Genomic DNA, 20,149 nt, shown 5'->3' on the forward strand with positions numbered 1-20,149 from the left:
AAAAAAATAACCAATCACCCTCCTCAATTTTACCCATATGACTTATAATTCCATCCACTAAAACAGAGCTTAGTTTACACCCAATTATCTGCGAAAATCCGTGTTATATGCGGTAAAAATAAAATCCAATCAGCATTTAACTTTTCGACATCCCAGAACTTCTTGAAGTCTTGCTGCTTTTTCTTAAATCCGAAGGCCGCGATTGCGTAAACTCATGAAACGTATCACTGAATGCACTGATAGAACTGTATCCCACATCATCCGCTATTTCATTAATGGGTTTATCAGTATTCAAAAGTAGTTCTATCGCTTTGATGATTCTTAATGTTTTCAGATATTGAAGAAAAGAAATGTCCATATCAGATTTGAATAAACGGGACATAGAACGCTCACTCAGTCCGAATCTGGCACTTACATTGGCGAGAGTATGCTTCTCTCCAATATTCCATTCAAGATAAGAAGTTATCCTTTGCATCTGCTTATTATGCGTTGCTGGAAGAATAATAGGTAAAGGCTGTTTGTGGGTTTTGGGAAGAATTTTTTTTAAAGCAATCAGAAACTCAAAATTTTCATCTTTTTCGGTAACGTGTTTTTCGTCCCAAATTTCAGTATATCGAATCATTTGAATTAAGAGTTCTGACGCAGGATAAATTCCCAACCTTCCATAGAAAGGATCAGAATCATCATCATAAGCATAAAAATACAGAGAATGCAGAACGGTAGCCGTATGCCCAATTTCCAGAATATGTTCCATTCCCTGTGGAATCCAGAAGAAGTGCCGGGCGGGAACCACATAGGTTCGGTTATCAATTGTAATATAGGCAATTCCCCCTTCTATATAGCTCAGTTGTCCTTTAGTATGATTATGAAAAGGAATCAGTTTCTCAGACTTTTCGTGCATTACAAACACACTTCTGTCGTGTTCATCTATATGTGGAAGTGTTGCGATGAGTCCCATTGTCGTTCTAAAATCATTATGAATAAGCAAATATAATCATTTGGCCGGAATCATGTAAAACTTGACTATTTTAGATAAAAATAATCTCTGGATTGCCAATAAATTTGCAGTGCAATAATTCGAAAAATTCAGATGAAAATTTATCTCACCGGACTGCTGATGCTGGGAACATTCTACACTATTTCAGCCCAGGCAGGCAGCTCCAGAATTGATACCATCCGTCTATCCCTAAAAGATGCATGGCATAGAGCTGAAGAAAACAGCCGTCATATTAAAATCAATACCCTAAGTACAGACATCGCTGAAGCTGAGGTAAAAGATGCCAAAAGAGAACGACTTCCGGAAATTGGGGTTAAAGGATCCATTGAAAAAGCTTCCAACATTCCTATCTATGAAAACGGAATTTTTTCAAAACCTACACAACACGAAGTGATCCATACTCTGTATAGAGCCGGAGCCGATTTTTATCTGAATATTTATGAAGGAAACAAACTCAACCTTAAAATCAGAGAAAATCAGACCCTTCAGAAAATCAAGACTATTCAAAAAGAGCAGGCTGTTTCTGATATTCACTATAAAACAGCATCATTATACCTCGATCTTCAGAAAACATTAATTTTCAGAGATCTTATTAAAAAAGATATTGCAGATCAGAAAGTTCAGTTGAAAGAAATTCAGACACTTTATAAAAATGGAGTAGTCCTGAAAAGTGATGTTTTAAGAGTAGATCTCGAACTTTCCAAAAGAAAAATGGCGTTGGTTACCATTGAAAATGATATTCTTATTGCTACACAGAAACTGAATATTATCCTTGGAATTCCTGATGAACAGATTGTTATTCCTGAGGCTCCCTTTAGCGAATGGGATGAAAAAATGACGTACAACGAATACCTGAAACAGGCACTGGATCACTCTTTTAACTACCATGTTTCAGAACAGCAGACAGAATTGAGTAAACTGAAACTGAAACAGGTGAAAGCGAATGTAAGTCCTAAAATAGGCCTATACGGAGAATTTTATTATGCAAATCCTCAGATTTTCCTATATCCTTACAATCCGTATTGGTATTCCTTAGGAATTGTAGGTTTGAAAGCATCATTTTCCATATCGTCACTCTATCACAATACTCAGAAAGTAAAAGCGGCTGCTTTGGAATTTGAAAAAGAAGAAGAAGTACATAAAGACACTGAAGACAAAATAAGACAGCAGGTAAAAGAAGCGTATCTGCGGTATCAGGAGGCTCTTGAACAGATAAAGGTGGCAGAAACCAATGTCGTCCAGGCCAAAGAAAACGCAAGGATCATGAAAAATACCTATTTCAGTCAGACTTCCCTTATTACAGATCTGCTGGATGCAGATATACAGCTTTTACAAACCAAATTTGAATTGGAAGCAGCGAAAATTATGGCACAAAACAATTATTATTTACTACAAAATATTACAGGCACTTTATAATACAATGAAAAAAAAATATACTCCCACAGACCGACTGATTACAAAAATTACAGGATGGATTTCAGTTTTAATCGTTGCAGCACTTATGGTGTGGGGCGGTTTTACCCTTAAAAATTATTATCGATATGAGCAGACCAATGATGCTCAGGTTCAGGAATACGTTAACCCGATTATTTCAAGAGCAGGCGGATTCATTGTAGAAGTGAAATTTGAAGAAAATCAGGAAGTAAAAAAAGGGGACACTCTTTTAGTGATTGATAACCGAGAGTATGTTCTTCAGCAAAAACAAACCCAGGCCGCTCTTCAGAAAGCGTATGCAGAATTGAAAGTTCTGGAAAGTAATACCGGAACTACATCCAAAGAAGCTGCCGCAGCACAGGCTCAGGTGGAAGCCAGCAAAGCAAAAGTCTGGAAACAGGAGCTCGATTATAAAAGATATGAGAAACTTTACAACGAAGAATCCGCGACCAAGCAAAGACTGGAAGATGCAAAAGCTGCCCTGGATGTGAATGAAAGTGATTACAGATCATCACAGGACAATTATGCTGCTTCCGTTTCCAAAATCAAAGATATTCAGGCAGAAAGAACAGTTGTGCAGGCAGAAATTGCAAGGCTCAAAGCTTTATTGGACCGCCATACACTTGATGTAAGCTACACTGCTGTTACAGCTCCATATGATGGAAGAATGGGAAGAAGAACCGTAGAAGCTGGGCAGATGATTGATGCCGGGGAAACGCTCGCATTTATCGTTAATAATGAAACAGACAAATGGGTAGTGGCCAATTATAAAGAAACTCAGATTAAAGATATGCATATTGGTGATCATGTGAAAATTGTGGCCGATTCTTATCCGGATCAGGAATTTCAGGGAACCATTATTTCGCTTTCACCGGCAACAGGATCCAGTTTTTCATTGCTTCCGCCTGATAATTCTACCGGAAACTATGTGAAGATTGTACAGCGTATCCCTGTGAGAATAAGGGTAGATGGAAAAAGAAACGAAATCAACGTTCTTAAAGTAGGAATGAATGTGAATGTATATGCCAATAAAAAACATTCCAATGGTTAAAAGAAAAATGCCCTTTTTCAAAAGATGGGCTCCTGAATGGTTGGTAAAAATCATTCTTTTTTCCATGACGTTACCGGGGATCATTATCTTTTTTCTGCCTTTATCCAATATCAATGCAGCAGCAGGATATTATGGATGTGAACCTGCGGATATTCAGTTTTCCGTAGCTCTGTTCTATGCCGGATACGTTGGTTTTTACAGTCTTGAAAGACGGTTTTTCAGTTTTCTCGCGGCAAAAGAGTATTTTCTTTTATTCACCACTTTGCAGATTCTGGCGTGCCTCATATGTTATTGTACCCGAGAGATTTATATTCTCTTTCCCATACGTTTTCTGCAGGGGATGCTGTTTGCTGGGAATGTTAATCTTTCTCTTACACAGATATTTACCAGACTGAGCAGTGAAAGAGGCCGTGAAATAAGCTTCTCTGTATTTTTTGGAATTCTGCTTTGTGCTATGCCGTTCAATAACCTGATTACCGCAAATCTTATTGATTCTTATAATTTTAATATCGTTTATAAAACAGCAATTTTTTCTTATCTGCCGGGACTTGTTTTTCTGACTCTTGCGATGAGCAACTATAGAAGTCACGCAAGATTTCCACTCTATAAACTGGATTGGCAGAGTTTTGTACTTTTCAGTATTCTGCTTGTGTTGGTTGGTTATATCACCATTTTCGGACAGGAATATTATTGGCTGGAAGACAACCGAATTGCAGGAAGCGTTATTGGAATTGTAGTAGTGGGGTGGATCTCTGTTGTTCGCCAACACACAATTAAAAGACCTTATATTGATTTGAGGATATTCAGATACAGGAATTTTAAAGTAGGTTTACTGGTTCTTTTTGTGATGTATATCTGCCGTTTTGCTTCCGGAATTACCAACAATTATTTTGCTGCAGAACTGCATTTAGATCCTTTTCATATCTCATACATCAATATTTTTAATCTTTCAGGGCTTGTTGCAGGTGTAATTATCGCCTGTTGTATGGTGTTGCAGAAGAAGAGAATTCAGTATATCTGGGGACCTGGTTTTCTGATGCTGTTGCTGTTTCATGTATTGATGTATTATTCTTTTGATATTCAAGCAGATGAGTATAACTATTACATTCCTTTATTCATTCAGGGATTGGGAGTTGGGCTTATTATGGTTCCTACTGTTATTTATATCATTTCCTCAGTTCCCGCTTCTATTGGCCCTTCGGCCGCTGCGACAGCTTTGGCTATCAGATATTTTGGATTTTGTATCAGCATTGCATTAATCAATTTCTTTGAACTTTTCGAGAAAAGTCGTCATTATAATGCCTTTCAGGATCATCTGACCGCTGTTGACCCGGATGTTAAAAACTTTCTTCATCGTCAGGGCTCTAAACTGATTGCCAGAGGAATGCCTGAAGATAGAGCGGCAAAAGCAGCCCATAAATTATTGGTGGGAAGAATGAATGTTCAGGATCATGTTCGCTTTGCGATGGATTATTATGAAATAATGGTGTGGCTGCTGGCTGGTTTTCTATTGTTGATTTTTCTTTTCCCCTATCTGAACCGTACGGCTCTTTATTTAAAATCCCGCAGGCTATCACCTGCATAAAATGAGAGGTTTAGATTCTACTAAAATGAAAAGAGTATAGCTGTTTGAAGCTTGTTTTTATAGTTGAGTGGTGAGAGGCTGTCTTTTTATAAAGGCAGTCTCTTTTTGTTTTTAAAACGATGATAAATTTGGCCGAAACTGTATTTTTTTTTCATTGCAGCCAGTCGTCACTCTCTGTACATTTGCATCATACAAGTCAATATAGAAAATGCAGAAAAAGATATAAAAGTGAAAAATATTGTCCTTTTAATTTTACCACAGGTACAACTATTATATGCCTCATACTTTTCAATAAAGTAAATTCTTTCCCGGAAGCCAAAAGATAGATGTTTAAAAGAAATAAAAAATTAAATGAGCCGACTGCATTTAAAAAGTATTGATGAATACCAGAATCTGTTTTCCCTTTTTAATCGGGAAAAGATGTTACCGGAATTTTTTATGAAAAAATATGATAACGTAATTTATTTATAAACAGATGTTTGCTGATAATGGCAAAGAAAATTCAATAAAAACCTTCAGAAAAGCTTGGATTTAAAAAGGAAATTTCTATCTTTGCAGTCCCTTAAACAAAGGGTTTTACTTGAAAAAGTAAGTGACCGACTCGGTAGCTCAGCTGGTAGAGCAATACACTTTTAATGTATGGGTCCTGGGTTCGAATCCCAGCCGGGTCACAAACAGTAAAAATCATTTGATTTGTGATTTTATTACCTGCTAAATAATTTTTTATTCGCAGGAACTGTAAAGAAAATCGTAATTGAAATGAGGTACTTTAAGTATTCGTTTTAATTGAAAACGTGGCCGACTCGGTAGCTCAGCTGGTAGAGCAATACACTTTTAATGTATGGGTCCTGGGTTCGAATCCCAGCCGGGTCACAAACAGTAAAAATCATTTGATTTGTGATTTTATTACCTGCTAAATAATTTTTTATTCGCAGGAACTGTAAAGAAAATCGTAATTGAAATGAGGTACTTTAAGTATTCATTTTAATTAAAAACGTGGCCGACTCGGTAGCTCAGCTGGTAGAGCAATACACTTTTAATGTATGGGTCCTGGGTTCGAATCCCAGCCGGGTCACAAGATTTAAAATCAAAATACACCAAGGGCTGTTAATCGTATGATTAACAGCCCTTGGTTTTGAATAGAATGTTCAAACTGCACTCATTTATTGTTTTCTTTACAAATATTTTTTATACATTGTCATACTCAAATACGCTGCACTACTATGTCCAATGAATTAATCAATTACTTAGAATCTTTCATGCCTATTGATGATAAAGATAAGCTGTGTATAGAAGAGGTATTTGAAAGAAGAGTATATAAAGAAGGTGACTATCTTTTGTATCCCAACCATATTTGTAGAGAGCTTTTTTTTGTTTGTAAAGGAGTATCCAGAATTACGGTTTTAAAAGAGAAAGGCAATATAGTCACTAATTTCTTCTTCAAAGAGAATCAGTTTTGCACAATTTTAAAAAGTTTTACCAATCAGACAGAGGCCATTGAGGGCATTCAGGCAGCATGTGATCTTGAAGTAGTAGTCATAAGCCGGGAAAAACTGTTGCTTCTGCATAAAAATTTACCTCCTATAGCAAAGCTTATTGATCAGATTATACAACAGGCAGTATTGGACAAAGTAGAATTAAGAAACAGTTATCTGGGCCTTGATTCAACTGAGCGATATCAACTATTTCTTCAACAGCAGTCAGAGGTAGCTAAACTTGTTTCTCTGAATAGTATTGCTTCTTATCTTGGGATTACCCAGCAATCATTAAGCAGAATTCGTAAGAATATTCATTAATTACAGTTACTTAGCAGCGGGTTATTTATTTTTTCGAATGATGAGTTGTTGAAAGTTCGTTTTTACCAAATGGTAAATATAATTTTTTCAGGACCAGGTAATTTTGTAGAGTAATTTTTAACAGAATATATCATGGAAAATGAACTAAAAACAAGTGGCGTATTAAACCATAAAAAAATTGTCGTTTTAGGAGGAAGCTCAGGGATTGGATTAGCAACAGCCAAGGCAGCAGCAAGGGAAGGTGCAAAGGTTATTATAGTATCCAGTAACCCACAAAGAATATCTGCAGCATTAGAATTATTACCCGCTGAAAGTAGTGGTTTTTCTGTCGATTTAAGTAAAGAAGAAAATATTAAAACATTTTTTGAGCAGGTGGGAAACTTCGATCACCTGATATATACGGCAGGTGAAAACATCAGTATGGATATGATAGAGGAGATGGATATGGAAAAGGCTAAAAACTTCTTCAATATACGTTTTTGGGGTGTTCTTTCAGCCATTAAATACGGAAAAGCAAACCTAAACGAAGGAGGATCCATAACACTCATGAGTGGTAGTTTTGGACATCGTCCCAGCAAAGGTTATAGTCTTGGTGCCAGTATCTGTGGTGCTATGGATGCTTTTACAAGAGCAATGGCCGTTGAATTGGCTCCCATAAGAGTAAATAATATTGCAGCCGGAGTCATCAAAACCAATTTATGGGATGGTTTAAGCGAGGAAGAACGTAATGGATTCTACAAATATATGGAGGACGCATCATTATTAAAAAGAGTTGGAGAGGCTGAAGATATTGCCCAAGCTTTTATTTATCTTATGAAACAGCCCCATACAACTGGACAATCTCTCCTTATCGATGGAGGATCAGTATTAGTTTAAGTTAAAATCATCATAATGAAACAAAAACCGTGAAAGATCTCACGGTTTTTTATTGGTGAAAAACTAGACAAGTATGAAGAATATTCTTTTAGATTTTTTTTGAATAAAAAATGTAACAATTCTACGGGAATGTCGTCTTATTGAAAAGGGAAAATATACATTAAAAATTCAAAAAACAGTAAAAGTAAAAAGCTTTTCTTTAGAGGAAAATAGCCTTTAGAGCGGGATAAATATAGATTTTAAGAGTAAAAAGAAAGTTTTTTTAACAAAAAAGATATTTCATCGGACTTAATAAATTATGTATATTTATATCATAGATTGTAAAAAAACAGCACTTTTGAAGCTCACTTTTTACAGTTTGTTTTTTTAATGATGTATAGGTAGGAATGTGAAAAAATACCTGTACCGCGATGATGAATAAAATATAATGATTATTAAAAACACTGAAACATATTCAATTTTCATAAAGAGGTTGATCTGTATATTTTGTATAGGTTTACTATTGTTTACAATGTCCTGTAGGCAAGATTCTAAAAATAAACAGAGAGAAGATTTTGATGTTTCACTAAGTAAGAAAAGTTCTGAATTGCAGCTTTCCGGGCAATATGAGGCACTTATCAAACTTAATGTAGAATATTTGAAGAAGGCTGCCAAAATAAAATACAAAGAGGGAAAAGGGCTTTGTTACCTCAATATCGCAGGAGTGAATGTATCAGCCGGAAACTATGAAAAAGCACTGTTTTTCTTTAACAAAGCCGCAAAAGACCTTCTGGATTCTGAGAATACCTACCATCAGGCAACATTTTATGATGATTACAGTCAGTATTACTCCCACCTCAAGCAGTATGATAAGGCTATAGACTGTAATAACAAGGCATTTATGTACTTAAGCAAAGCCCAAAAATCAAGCCTGACTACAAAGCTTCTTCCAAGGCTGTATGTGAATAAAGGAATTTATTTTGCATGGAAAGGGTGGTGGGGAACTTCCTTACAATCTTTTATGAAGGGAAACAAGCTTGAAAATTCACCATATACCAACTGTATGGTGGGGCAGTATTATTTATTTACGCATCAGGCAAAAGCAGCGGAACCTTATATTTTAAAAGCTGATGAACTGATGCTGACCCATAAAACAAGTGATGTAGAATCCCTTTGGGTATATTATACAATGGGATACTATTACAGTGAGATCAATGATAATGAAAACGCTGAGATAGCTCTCAAAAAAGCTCTGGAAATCAATATCAAAACTAGACGTACCTATTCTTCCCATATCAATGGAGTATATAAATCTTTGGCAGAACTTTACAGGAAAAAAAATGATGGTGGTAAAGCCTATTATTACCTGAAAAAATACATGGAAGAAGAAAACCGTCTGGATGCAGCAAGAGTAGCCAGTATGAATAAAGCCACAGAAGATTTTATCTCCGAAATAAAAAAAGATTCAGACTGGCATAAAAATGAACTTCCTTTATATATTGCTTTATCTACCGCGGCAATCACGATATCAGGGATTTACATTCAGAAAGTAATACAAAAGCAGAAAAATAAAAAAACAACCCTAAAACAGGAAACAGAACAACTAAAAGATCATGTTCAGAACAAAATGTTGCAGGAAGTGACAGAATTGGCTAGGAAAAATGATTCTTCATTCTTAATGAAATTCAAAGAATTAGACCCGGATTTCATCAGTGCTCTTTTGAAAATCAATCCTGATCTTGAAAACTCAGAACTGGCATTTTGTGCTATGCTGAAACTGCATTTTTCCTCCAAAGAAATTGCAGAATATACTTTTGTGCAGCATAAATCTGTACAGCAAAAAAAATACAGGATCAGAAAAAAACTGAATATCCCAGGAGAAGAAGATATTTATGAGTTTTTCGATCATTTGAAACAGTGAGTCTGTTTTAAACTTAACCACAGAAGTCACAAAAGATTAAGTTACTTAAGTTATAAACTTTGTATATAAGAAACACACTAAAGTTGTGTTAAAAAAAATGTTTCTCTTGTTATTTAATGAGAAAGTTTAAAGGCTATAATGAGAGAATTGCTGATGATTGTCTACCAAAATTAAAAAAACATAATACCATCTACTAAAGAAAACTAATTTTAAACCATAATTTTTACAAACTAAGTCTAAATGGAGAAAGCATTATGACACGTATATTTTTTTATGTTTTATTAATTATTTTAATTTCATGTAATCCGGATTCCAGGGACTATGAGAAAAGTTTTGATATTCCTTTAATGAAAAGCAACGAAGAATTTAGGCTCTCCGGAGATTATGATTCTCTTGTCAATCTCAATAAAAAGTATTACAAAAAAGCAGAGCAGCTTGGCTATGAAGATGGAAAGGCATTATGTTATATCAATCTGGCTGAGGTTAATATCTCACTGGAAAACTATCAGAAGGCCCAGACATTTTTTGAAAATGCAGAAAAAATCCTGAGACATTCAAAAAATAATATTCATCAGGCCATATTCTATAATGTTTATGGTCGTTTTAATATGGAACTCAAGAGACTGGACAAAGCCTTCCTGTATAATAAACAATCGTTGGATTATATAGAAAAAGAAAAGAATCACACACTTAAAGATAATATCCTTTTTAATATTTATCTCAGACAGGCTACTTATCTCATCCAGAAAAAGCAACCGGAAAAAGCTCTGGAGTTTTTCCAGAAAGCCAGAAAGCTGGATCATTCCGGGCTGGCAGAGTGTGCGATAAGCGATTACATTTATATGCACAAAAACAAAGATTCTGCTTATCAATATATTACCAGTGCTTATCAAAAAGCGAATGCGAGAGGTAAAGAAGATGGTATTAACCTCTACACCAATACCATTATGGGAGAATATTACATTGCTGATCAACAGTATGAAAAGGCAGAAGAATTTCTTCACAAAGCATTGGAAATAAATGGGAAAACAAAACGTATTTATGCTTATTATGGCAAATATATTTATAACGACCTCCGAACTGTATACGATCATTTAGGAGATAAAGAAAAAGCATATTACTATCTGAACGCTTATACCGAAGCTAAAAATAAGACCAATACAGCTTTATTGGCAACCATCAATCAGGATATGGAATCTTTCATTTCAGAAACAAAAGAAGATTCAGAAAAACATAAAAACAATATCCAATGGACCCTTATTTTTTCCTTAACAGGTTTTTCGTTGCTGGGAATATATTCATGGAGAATTATCAGTAGATTAAAGAAAAGAAAAGCACTGTTGAGAACAGAAGCGGAGAGCCTGAAAAACCAGATCAATGACAATACTCAGGATGAGATTATGGAAATGGCAAAAAACAATGATCCCCAGTTTTTCAATCGTTTCAAAGAAGTGTATCCCGATTTTACAGATCTGCTTCTTATGATCAATCCAAATCTTGAAAGCTCAGAACTCGCCTTTTGTGCGATGCTGAAACTTCATTTTACTTCCAAAGAAATTGCCAGTTATACTTTGGTTCAGCACAGAACTGTTCAGCAGAAGAAGTACAGGATCAGAAAAAAACTTAATATTCCTACAGAAGTAGATATTTATCAGTTTTTTGATGATTTGAATTAATCAAAAAAAAACTGTCTGATCATCACATCAGACAGTATTCGAAATATTCTCCTTTCACCACTCATCATTTCTTAGTGGTCTTGTCCCCAAATTTGAAAATTTTTTCACAAAGTAGAAAAAATACTACTACTACACGGGTACTACATGTGAATTTGAATAGTTCAATGTATTGATATTTAGTTGATTATTGTTTGTGTTGAGGTTTTCTGCTTTTTTCAAAAGAAAAGATCAATTTTATACATAGAATGTATTCTGAGTTACATTTAATCCGAATTATGAAGGATGGAAATCTGGAAAAAAACGAAAAAGAGAAATATAAAGCAATTGTTAAGTAAGTGATTTTTCAGATAGTATCCACAACCCGGATAAATCATTTTAAGGTAACTGCGTCATCAAATTGTAATGAGATTGAGCCAATCTTAAAACCGCCTATTTTTTTATTCTCTATTTTATCTGTTGACTTTATGGGGTATCATTTCCACTATTAAGTGCTGTTGTCTTTTTTGCTATTGATATACAGTGCATTAGGAAGGTGTTGTATGAGTGTAGTAGGTGATTTTTTTATGTTGTTAAAATTTTAATCTAGATTTATGGAGGTATACGAAAATTAACATTTAAAAGTTGTGCTAAATATAATCAGAAACTAACACAATTTCTTCCGGAATCACGTTGAATGGGAGACATTTTTTAAGAGGGAAAAAGGCTGTTTCAAATTTGAAACAGCCTTTTATGATGAGCATATTATTGTAGAGCAGAAATTTGAGATTAATGTCATTTATTTTTCTTCCTGTTCCTCAGAATGTCCGTTGAAGAATTCCAGCATGGCTTCCAAAGCTTTTTCAGAGTGCATACGCTCTCCGTTTTCAAGTGATTCCTGTGTCGCAATAGCCGCTCTTTTACGCATTTTTATTTCGTAGGCAGCAATAGCTTCTTTCAAAGTGGTATATTGAGGATCCATTAAATATTCACTCAGTTCCAGAGCATCAAGCATGGCCATATTGGCTCCTTCTCCTGCAAATGGCGGCATCACATGGGCAGCATCTCCGATCAGCGTTACATTCGGCATCGTTTCCCAGGTTTGATCCAAAGGCATAGAATAAATAAGACGGGGGATAAAAGGTGTTGTGGCATTTTCAAACAGTTCAGTCCAAATCTCACTCCAGTCAGAATACTTTTCCCTAAACCACTGTAGAAGCTGCGCTTTATCAGAAAAATCCAGACCACTGTCAGCGGGCCAGTTTTCATAAGCTTTAAAACTGGCATAAAAACCAAGATCTCCATTCCCCTTTTGCCCTATCAATATATTTTTTGTATTCCCGAAAGCCATTATTTTACCTCCCTGGATCAATGCGTCAATATGGGGCGAATTTTCTTTGGAAACATTTCCTTCCAGCATAACCACCCCAGAATAGATGGGTTTATTATTCGTAAGATAAGGACGAATCTTAGAATTGGCCCCATCCGAAGCAATCACAAGATCTGCATAAGCGGAGGTTCCGTTTTTAAAATGGAGAAGCCAGCCTGTACCTTGAGGTTCCATGGATATAAAATGACTGTCCCAAACCACCGTTCCAGGATGCAGAGATCCCAGAAGCATATTTCTTAAAGGGCCACGATCTATTTCAGGGCGGAAATGTTCGGCACCAAAATCTTCTTCAGGCTTTGTTTCGTGATCACTGTATAGGATTTCTGCCTGATCATTCATAATCAGTGTTTTATCTGCGCCGGGACGAAAAGTATTTTTAAATTCATCCAGAAGTTCAGCTTTTCGGATGGCAGCTAATCCCGAATCCTCATGCATGTCAAGCGGTGAACCCTGTACACGGGCAAATTGATTGACATCTCTTTCATATACTTTTACACTTGCATTTTTCAATTGTAAAAGTCTCGCCAGGGTAAGTCCGGCTGGACCTCCACCAACAATTGCTATTGATTTATTATTTATCAGCATTTTTAATTTAAATTTACAGGACAAAATTACTTTCCCTTCAACACTGATAATAGTATAAATCGGTCGTTTTGATTTTTTGATAATTCTTTCGGTGCCACTCCTGAAAATTTTTTCACTTCCTTGATGAAGTGATTCTGATCAGTATAATTAAGCTCAGGAAAAAGTTTCCCCTGTGCAATATGCTCCAATGAAGCTCTGAATCGTAATATTGTTGAATAAGCCTTTAAAGACAACCCCAGATGTTTGGTAAAATAACGGTTAATTTGCCGGCTGCTCCAGCCAATATTCTCTGACAGTTCCTTTACGCTCAGTTCGCCTTTTGATGAGTATATCAATTCAAAAAGTCTGCGCTTTCTTTCGTCCAGGTCTGAAGGAAGTTGCTCCTTTATTTTTCCGGTAGCCTTCGCGCAGAATGTTTCGAAATTTTGAATATCAGATAATTCAAATTCCCAGAAACCTTTCGGAAGATCTTTTCCGGTATTGAGAAGATCAGCAATAGAGGTCCTTAAAATATATTCAACAGCAAGAGGTTTAAAACTGATAATAAAAGCATGAGTATGCGGTGGAATAAATCTTTGCTCAGGATAAGTCTCCAATCCGATCAGAGTAGCGTGGAACGGCTCGGAAGGGGATTGTGAAAAGAAAAGATCCACCCTTCCATCGGGAATAATGACAACTTCCTTAGGTTCATCAGACAGATTGTGAAATGTTCCCAGATTTTCTACAAAATCAGCAATAACCTCATCCGGCTCTATAAAATTGAAGTTAAAATCATTATGCATCACTGTCAGAATTTTACGGTCTTACAACAGGTAATTTACAAAAATAGACCAACTGCGGCAACTTATCTGAAAACAGAATTTTTATCATGAGGAAAGAGCAGTCATGGGTGAAAGTTCCTCTTCTTAGAAACAGAGCATTGGTGATGAATTTTTTATTTTTTCATGAAAGAAGTAAATTTTTTATAAAAATAATCAATGAAAGTCTTATTTTTATAAGAATGAAATAAAATAGTAAGTTCCCTGATATTTTTATTTTATACAATCACATTTATATGAAAAAAGGCAGATATATCTCTCTATTACTCGTTATATTGTTTTCCTGTACTAAAAAAAAGCCAGAGAAGACTCCAGATATTCAAAGTTACCAGGTGCTTACTTTAGCACCAAGAGAAGTTACGGTTTTTAATGATTTTCCGGCCTCTGTTCAGGGGCAGAACGTAGTAGAAATTAAGCCTATGGTTTCCGGATATCTTCAGGATATTTATGTTCCTGAAGGAGCTGCTGTAACGAAAGGACAATTATTATTTCGAATCAAAAATCCACAGTATGAACAGGATATTCTCAGTGCAAAAGCAGCTATAAAGATTGCTGAAGCGAATGTAAATACCGCCAGAATGAATGTTGAAAAGGCAAGACCCTTGGTTCAGCAGGAAATTGTCAGTAAATATGAATTAAGCTCAGCCCAATATACATTACAGTCTCAGGAAGCAGCACTGGCACAGGCAAAAACCACACTTGCCAACGCACAGACCAATCAGGGGTATACTTATATAAGGAGTCCTCAAAGTGGAACCATTGGCCTTATTCCTTATAAAATTGGAGCTTTGGTAAGCAGTACGACTACAGATCCGCTCACAACCCTCTCCAATACGACGAATATATTTGCTTATTTTTCTCTCAGCGAAAAACAATTACTGGCCTTTTTGAATACGATGAAAGGCAGTACTACCGCAGAGAAATTAAATAATATGCCCCCCATTACCCTTGTGATGGCAGATGGTACAATATATCCCGAGAAAGGTAAAATAGAAACCGCCAGTGGTGGTATTGACAGCAGTACAGGAACTGCAACATTTAAAGTAATATTCAGTAATAAGCTGGGGATAATTCAAAATGGAGCAAGTGCTACGATCAGGATACCTGTTAATTTGGATAATGCTTTATTGGTTCCACAGACGGCTGTATATCAGATGCAGGATAAATCATTTGTATACCAGGTAATGAGCGGAAACCGTGTAATGAGTGAAGCCGTTACAACTTCACCTACAGATGATGGCAATTTTGTTGTTGTAAAAAGCGGAATCAAAGCCGGGGACAAAGTAGTACTGAATGGACTTAATATTAGTGACAGTACGGTTATTAAACCCATGCCTGCCAATACGGCTGAGGTTTATCGTACTATGAAATCTAAATCCAACTGATTGTCATGCTGAAACTATTTATAAGAAGACCCGTACTGAGTACAGTGATTTCAGTAATTATTGTGGTATTGGGTGTGCTGGGTATCAATGGTTTACCTGTTGCTCAATATCCGGATATTGCTCCTCCCACTATTCAGGTATCTGCATCATATCCCGGAGCGAATACTACAACACTTATCAACAGTGTAGTTTTCCCTCTTGAACAACAGATTAATGGGGTGGAAGGCATGACATATATGACTTCTTCAGCAAGTAACACGGGTTCAGCCAGTATCAGTGTTTATTTTGCGGTGGGCGTAGATCCCAACCAGGCGGCTGTAGATGTTCAGAATAGAATCAGTACCGTTCTTTCTAAGCTGCCACAAGCGGTTACCCAGGCCGGAGTTACGGTAAGAAAGCAGCAGAGCAGTAATGTTCTGATCGTAGGATTATTCAGTGAAAAAACTCAATATGATCAGAAATTTTTGCAGAATTATGCAGCCATTAATCTTGTTCCTCAACTGCAGCGAGCAAAAGGAGTAGGAGGTGCTAATATATTTGGAGGTGCAATGACATATGCCATGCGTATTTGGCTGCAACCTGATAAAATGGCAGCTTATGGTCTGGTTCCTGCCGATATAACTTCTGCCTTAAATGCCCAAAACTTTAATGCGGCACCCGGAAAGATTGGTGATAATCTCGCTCAGGCGTTTCAGTATGACATTACCTATTCTGGAACTTTGGTTTCTCTGGATCAGTTTCAGAATGTCATTATAAAATCGATCGGAAACGGACAGTATCTTTATTTAAAAGACATTGCCCGGATTGATCTGGGAACTCAAACGTATACCAGTGCCACAGCGATTAACGGTAAACCGGCTGTTGCTATAGCCATTAGCCAGACGCCAGGTTCTAATGCGCAACAGGTAATCACAGGGGCTCAAAAAGTGATGGCGGATGCTTCCAAAAGTTTTCCTTCCGGAATTAAAATGATAGAGCTTGTAAATATCAATAACTTCCTCAGTGAAAGTATTTCAAAGGTTCTGCATACGCTTGTAGAATGTTTTCTGTTGGTATTTCTGGTTATTCTTATCTTTTTACAGGATGTACGTTCTACTATTATTCATGGCGTTTCGGTGCCGGTATCTATTATTGGTACATTTTTTTTCCTGTATTTATTTGGGTACAGTCTCAATTTACTTACTTTATTTGCTTTAGTTTTGGCAATTGGTATTGTGGTAGATGATGCGGTTGTAGTGGTAGAAGCTGTTCACAGTAAACTGGAACATGGTTATACCTCTCCACGTAAAGCAGCCATTGATGCCATGGGTGAAATTGCCCCTGCTATTATTTCTATTACCCTTGTAATGGCGTCTGTATTTCTTCCCGTAACTTTTCTGGGAGGTTCTGCCGGAGTATTTTATAAGCAGTTTGGGATCACTTTGGCAGTAGCCATCATGATTTCTGCTATAAATGCTCTTACTCTGAGCCCTGCTTTGGCCGCCATGTTCTTGCGCCCTCCCAACCCTGAAAAGGAGGCTGAGAAAGCAGGAATATTACAAAAAATAAAGTCCGGTTTTAATTCCAATTATGAAAAACTGATTAATAAATATACAGAAACGGTTGGATTTCTGATAAGGCGAAAATGGCTGACGGTTGTATTGGTACTTCTCTTTAGTGGCCTTTTTTATGTAACAATTAAAAGTGTTGCTTCCAGTTTTGTTCCTTCAGAAGATATGGGAACTATATTTGTAAACGTCACTCTTCCGGCGGCAGCAACCAAAGAAAGGGTACAGGCGGTTAACAAACAGATCGACGGTATTGCCCATACAATTCCGGAAATTCAGGCTTCTATGACCACACTAGGGCAAAACCAGTTGGGAGGAAGCGGAAGTTCTTATGGAATGCTTATTTTGAGACTTACACCCTGGAGCCAGCGCCCTGGAGTTACTGATAAAGATGTGATACAGCAGCTAACAGAAAAAACAAAACATATACAGGGAGCTTCGATTAACTTTATGCAGCAACCTACAATTAGCGGTTTCGGGACAAGTGGAGGATTTACTTTTCAGATTGAAGACCGGGGAGGGCATACCATTGGTGACTTCTACAATGTCGCACAGAATTTTCTGGCAGCTCTTAATAAAAGAAGTGAAATACAGTACGCGGCAACTGCTTTCAATCCTAACTTTCCTCAATATGAAGTGGATGTGAATGTGGCAAAATGTGAAGATAATGGAGTACAACCATCTGATATTTTAAATCTTATGAATGTGTACTATGGAAGCTCATACATCAGCAACTTTACAGAATTCGGACAGCAGTATCAGATTATTCTTCAGGCCGATAACCCATACCGGGGAACGGTTGAACAGATGAATAACATTAAGATAAGAACCAAAAGCGGTACAATGAGCCCCATTTCGGAATATATTACCATGAAGAAAGTCTATGGTCCGTCTTCCGTTTCGAGATTCAATATGTATAATGCCATTTCGGTGAGTGGTTCTCCTAATGCCAGTTATAGTACAGGGCAGGCGATGCAGGCGATTAATGAAGTGGCAGATCAGACACTTCCTCCGGGATACAGCTTTGAGTACAGCGGAATCAGTAAAGAAGAACAGAGTTCAGGTTCTCAGGCTGTCGTTATATTCTTATTGAGCCTGTGCTTTGTTTATCTTCTTTTAAGTGCTTTATATGAAAGTTATATTCTCCCGTTAGCCGTTATTTTTTCCTTACCGGTAGGGTTGAGCGGTATTTTTGTTTTTGCCAAGTTATTTGGAATTGATAACAATATTTATGTGCAGATCTGTATGGTTATGCTGATCGGACTTTTAGCCAAAAATGCGATTTTAATGGTAGAATTCTCTCTGGAAAAAAGACATGAAGGAATGAGCCTTCTGGATAGCGCTCTGGCGGGAGCTAAAATCAGAATAAGACCTATTCTGATGACTTCCCTTGCTTTTATTTTTGGATTGATGCCTTTAATGTTTTCAACAGGAGTAGGTGCCAACGGAAATAAATCGATCGGAATAGGTTCTATTGGGGGAATGCTGTTTGGTACTTTACTGGGGATCTTCGTGATCCCGGGACTTTACGTGATTTTTCAGGGACTGCAGGAAAAAGCAGGTACCAATAAATATGACGAGAATGATGAATTGATTGTTGATCATAAAAATAACCCTCCCACAAAAATATGATACGTTGGAAAAAACAATATAGCCTTTTTGTACAGGTATTCCTATGGTCGGGGGTGCTTTTCAGTTGTGATGTTACCAAACCTTATACAGCCGGTCAGTCGGTTCCTGATGATTTGTACGGAAAGATATCTGCTGACTCTGCAAATAATATCGCTATACTTTCCTGGAAGGAAATTTTTAAAGATCCGTTACTCCAGGAATTGATTAGTGAAGGGATAGCCAATAATCTTGATTTAAAAACTGCAGCGGCAAACCTTAAGGTCGCTGAAGCAAATTTTATACAAAGTAAACAGTCCTTTTTACCTTCACTTTCAGGAAATGCTTCTGCGGGAGCTTACAATCCTGCCAGCTCACAGGCTTCTGCCTCTCAGATTTATCAGCTTTATGCACTGTCTTCATGGCAGGTAGATATTTGGGGAAAGCTTAAAAGTACCAAACGTTCTCTGTATGCTGCGTACTTAGGAAGTGAGGCTTATCGCCAGGCAGTACAGACTCAGCTGGTGGCTAATATTGCCGCAACTTACTACCAATTGCTTGCTTATGATGAGCAATTGAACATTGTACAACAGTCTCTGGAAGTATATGCTAAAGATACGGAAACAATGAAGGTGCTAAAGAACAGCAATGTTGTAACAGGAGCCGCTGTGGTACAAAGTGCAGCCAATTATTACGCGGTAAAATCTACCGTACCCGATATTAAAAATAATATCAGGCAGGCAGAAAATACAATGTCTTTACTTCTTGGCCGAACCCCTGGACCCATCAAGCGGGATGCGATTTTTAACGAAACAATTTATAGTGAATTGTCGGTAGGGTTGCCCGCTCAGTTACTGGCCAACAGACCTGATGTGAAAGAAGCGGAGCTACAGCTCAGAAGTAATTTTGAACAGATTAACGTCGCCAGAACAGCATTTTATCCGGCTTTAACGATAACAGGGCAGGCGGGGTTGTATTCTACGCAGCTTAATTCTTTTTTTAATGCTGGGGCTTTCTTTGCCAATATTGTAGGAGGGCTTGTACAACCCATTTTTAATAATGGCTTGAATAAACAGAAATTGAAAGTAGCACAGGCTAATTATGAAGTTTCAGAATACAATTACAGAAAAGTTTTATTAACTGCCGGGCAGGAAGTATCTAATGCTTTGTACCAGTATCAGATGGTAGAGGAAAAATTTTCTTCCCGTAAAGAGCAGATTGCCAATCTCGAAAAAGCCGTATACTTTACCAAAGAACTTTTAAAATATACCAGTGCAACCAATTATACAGACGTTTTAACTTCAGAACAAAGTCTTCTCAGTGCCAGACAAAATGCTGTTACAGATAAACTTCAACAGTTGCAGGCGATGGTTAATCTGTATGCGGCTTTAGGAGGAGGCTGGAAGTAAATATTCTGTTATGAAGTTAAATAAGAGGTGAATTATGTAGATTTTATCTTCATGGTATTAATTATTAGAACAATTCAGAATACAAAAAACCCGGACTGTTATCAAACGGTCCAGGT

13 protein-coding genes and 3 tRNA genes are annotated in these 20,149 nt (G+C 36.9%); 13 read left to right on the forward strand and 3 right to left on the reverse strand.

The features are described from left to right. Positions 1–136: 136 nt before the first annotated feature. Entirely contained in the window at positions 137–988 is an 852-nt protein-coding gene (locus ACQ76T_RS03295) for a helix-turn-helix domain-containing protein (protein ID WP_431341921.1), read from the reverse strand. 102 nt (positions 989–1,090) lie between these two features. On the opposite strand from ACQ76T_RS03295, the gene ACQ76T_RS03300 reads away from it, so the two are divergent. From ACQ76T_RS03300 to ACQ76T_RS03345, 10 genes are all read left to right on the forward strand, one after another. Next, a complete protein-coding gene (locus tag ACQ76T_RS03300) occupies positions 1,091–2,413 on the forward strand; it encodes a TolC family protein (protein WP_431341922.1) in 1,323 nt (440 codons plus the stop codon). A gap of 4 nt (positions 2,414–2,417) precedes the next feature. Then, entirely contained in the window at positions 2,418–3,482 is a 1,065-nt protein-coding gene (locus ACQ76T_RS03305) for an HlyD family secretion protein (RefSeq protein ID WP_431341923.1), read from the forward strand. Further along, positions 3,475–5,067 carry a beta-carotene 15,15'-monooxygenase gene (locus tag ACQ76T_RS03310; RefSeq protein ID WP_431341924.1) on the forward strand — a complete coding sequence of 531 codons (1,593 nt, stop codon included), beginning with the start codon at positions 3,475–3,477 and terminating at the stop codon, positions 5,065–5,067. Before ACQ76T_RS03305 ends, ACQ76T_RS03310 begins: the two co-directional genes overlap by 8 nt. A 598-nt stretch (positions 5,068–5,665) precedes the next feature. Beyond that, positions 5,666–5,738 (forward strand) — tRNA-Lys (locus ACQ76T_RS03315). Positions 5,739–5,867: 129 nt separating this feature from the next. Beyond that, a tRNA-Lys gene (locus ACQ76T_RS03320) sits at positions 5,868–5,940 on the forward strand. Between the two features lie 129 nt (positions 5,941–6,069). Then, positions 6,070–6,142: transfer RNA gene (locus ACQ76T_RS03325), tRNA-Lys, on the forward strand. Between the two features lie 148 nt (positions 6,143–6,290). After that, positions 6,291–6,863: a Crp/Fnr family transcriptional regulator gene (locus tag ACQ76T_RS03330; RefSeq protein WP_431341925.1), complete on the forward strand. Its 573-nt coding sequence runs from the start codon at positions 6,291–6,293 to the stop codon at positions 6,861–6,863. A gap of 132 nt (positions 6,864–6,995) precedes the next feature. Continuing rightward, the gene (locus ACQ76T_RS03335) at positions 6,996–7,739 is read left to right on the forward strand and encodes an SDR family oxidoreductase (protein ID WP_431341926.1); all 744 of its coding nucleotides are present in this window, start codon (positions 6,996–6,998) and stop codon (positions 7,737–7,739) included. Between the two features lie 511 nt (positions 7,740–8,250). Continuing rightward, complete coding sequence (locus tag ACQ76T_RS03340; protein WP_431341927.1) at positions 8,251–9,639, forward strand: hypothetical protein; 1,389 nt, start codon at positions 8,251–8,253, stop codon at positions 9,637–9,639. A gap of 254 nt (positions 9,640–9,893) precedes the next feature. After that, on the forward strand, positions 9,894–11,315 hold the full coding sequence (locus ACQ76T_RS03345; protein WP_431341928.1) for a tetratricopeptide repeat protein: 1,422 nt from the start codon (positions 9,894–9,896) through the stop codon (positions 11,313–11,315). A 775-nt stretch (positions 11,316–12,090) separates the two neighbouring features. Here ACQ76T_RS03345 and ACQ76T_RS03350 read toward each other — a convergent pair. After that, positions 12,091–13,266, reverse strand: a complete 1,176-nt coding sequence (locus ACQ76T_RS03350; protein WP_431341929.1) for an FAD-dependent oxidoreductase — start codon at positions 13,264–13,266, stop codon at positions 12,091–12,093. A gap of 26 nt (positions 13,267–13,292) precedes the next feature. Then, complete coding sequence (locus tag ACQ76T_RS03355) at positions 13,293–14,048, reverse strand: helix-turn-helix domain-containing protein (RefSeq protein ID WP_431341930.1); 756 nt, start codon at positions 14,046–14,048, stop codon at positions 13,293–13,295. A 272-nt stretch (positions 14,049–14,320) separates the two neighbouring features. Between ACQ76T_RS03355 and ACQ76T_RS03360 the strand changes: the two genes are divergently transcribed. From ACQ76T_RS03360 to ACQ76T_RS03370, 3 genes are read left to right on the forward strand one after another with little or no spacing between them, the layout of a single operon-like run. Beyond that, on the forward strand, positions 14,321–15,469 hold the full coding sequence (locus ACQ76T_RS03360; protein WP_431341931.1) for an efflux RND transporter periplasmic adaptor subunit: 1,149 nt from the start codon (positions 14,321–14,323) through the stop codon (positions 15,467–15,469). Positions 15,470–15,474: 5 nt separating this feature from the next. Then, a complete protein-coding gene (locus ACQ76T_RS03365) occupies positions 15,475–18,648 on the forward strand; it encodes an efflux RND transporter permease subunit (protein WP_431341932.1) in 3,174 nt (1,057 codons plus the stop codon). Continuing rightward, entirely contained in the window at positions 18,645–20,033 is a 1,389-nt protein-coding gene (locus ACQ76T_RS03370; RefSeq protein WP_431341933.1) for an efflux transporter outer membrane subunit, read from the forward strand. Before ACQ76T_RS03365 ends, ACQ76T_RS03370 begins: the two co-directional genes overlap by 4 nt. Positions 20,034–20,149 lie beyond the last annotated feature (116 nt).

The sequence above is a fragment of the Chryseobacterium sp. JK1 genome, assembly GCF_050632815.1.
In the GTDB taxonomy this organism is placed as follows: domain Bacteria; phylum Bacteroidota; class Bacteroidia; order Flavobacteriales; family Weeksellaceae; genus Chryseobacterium.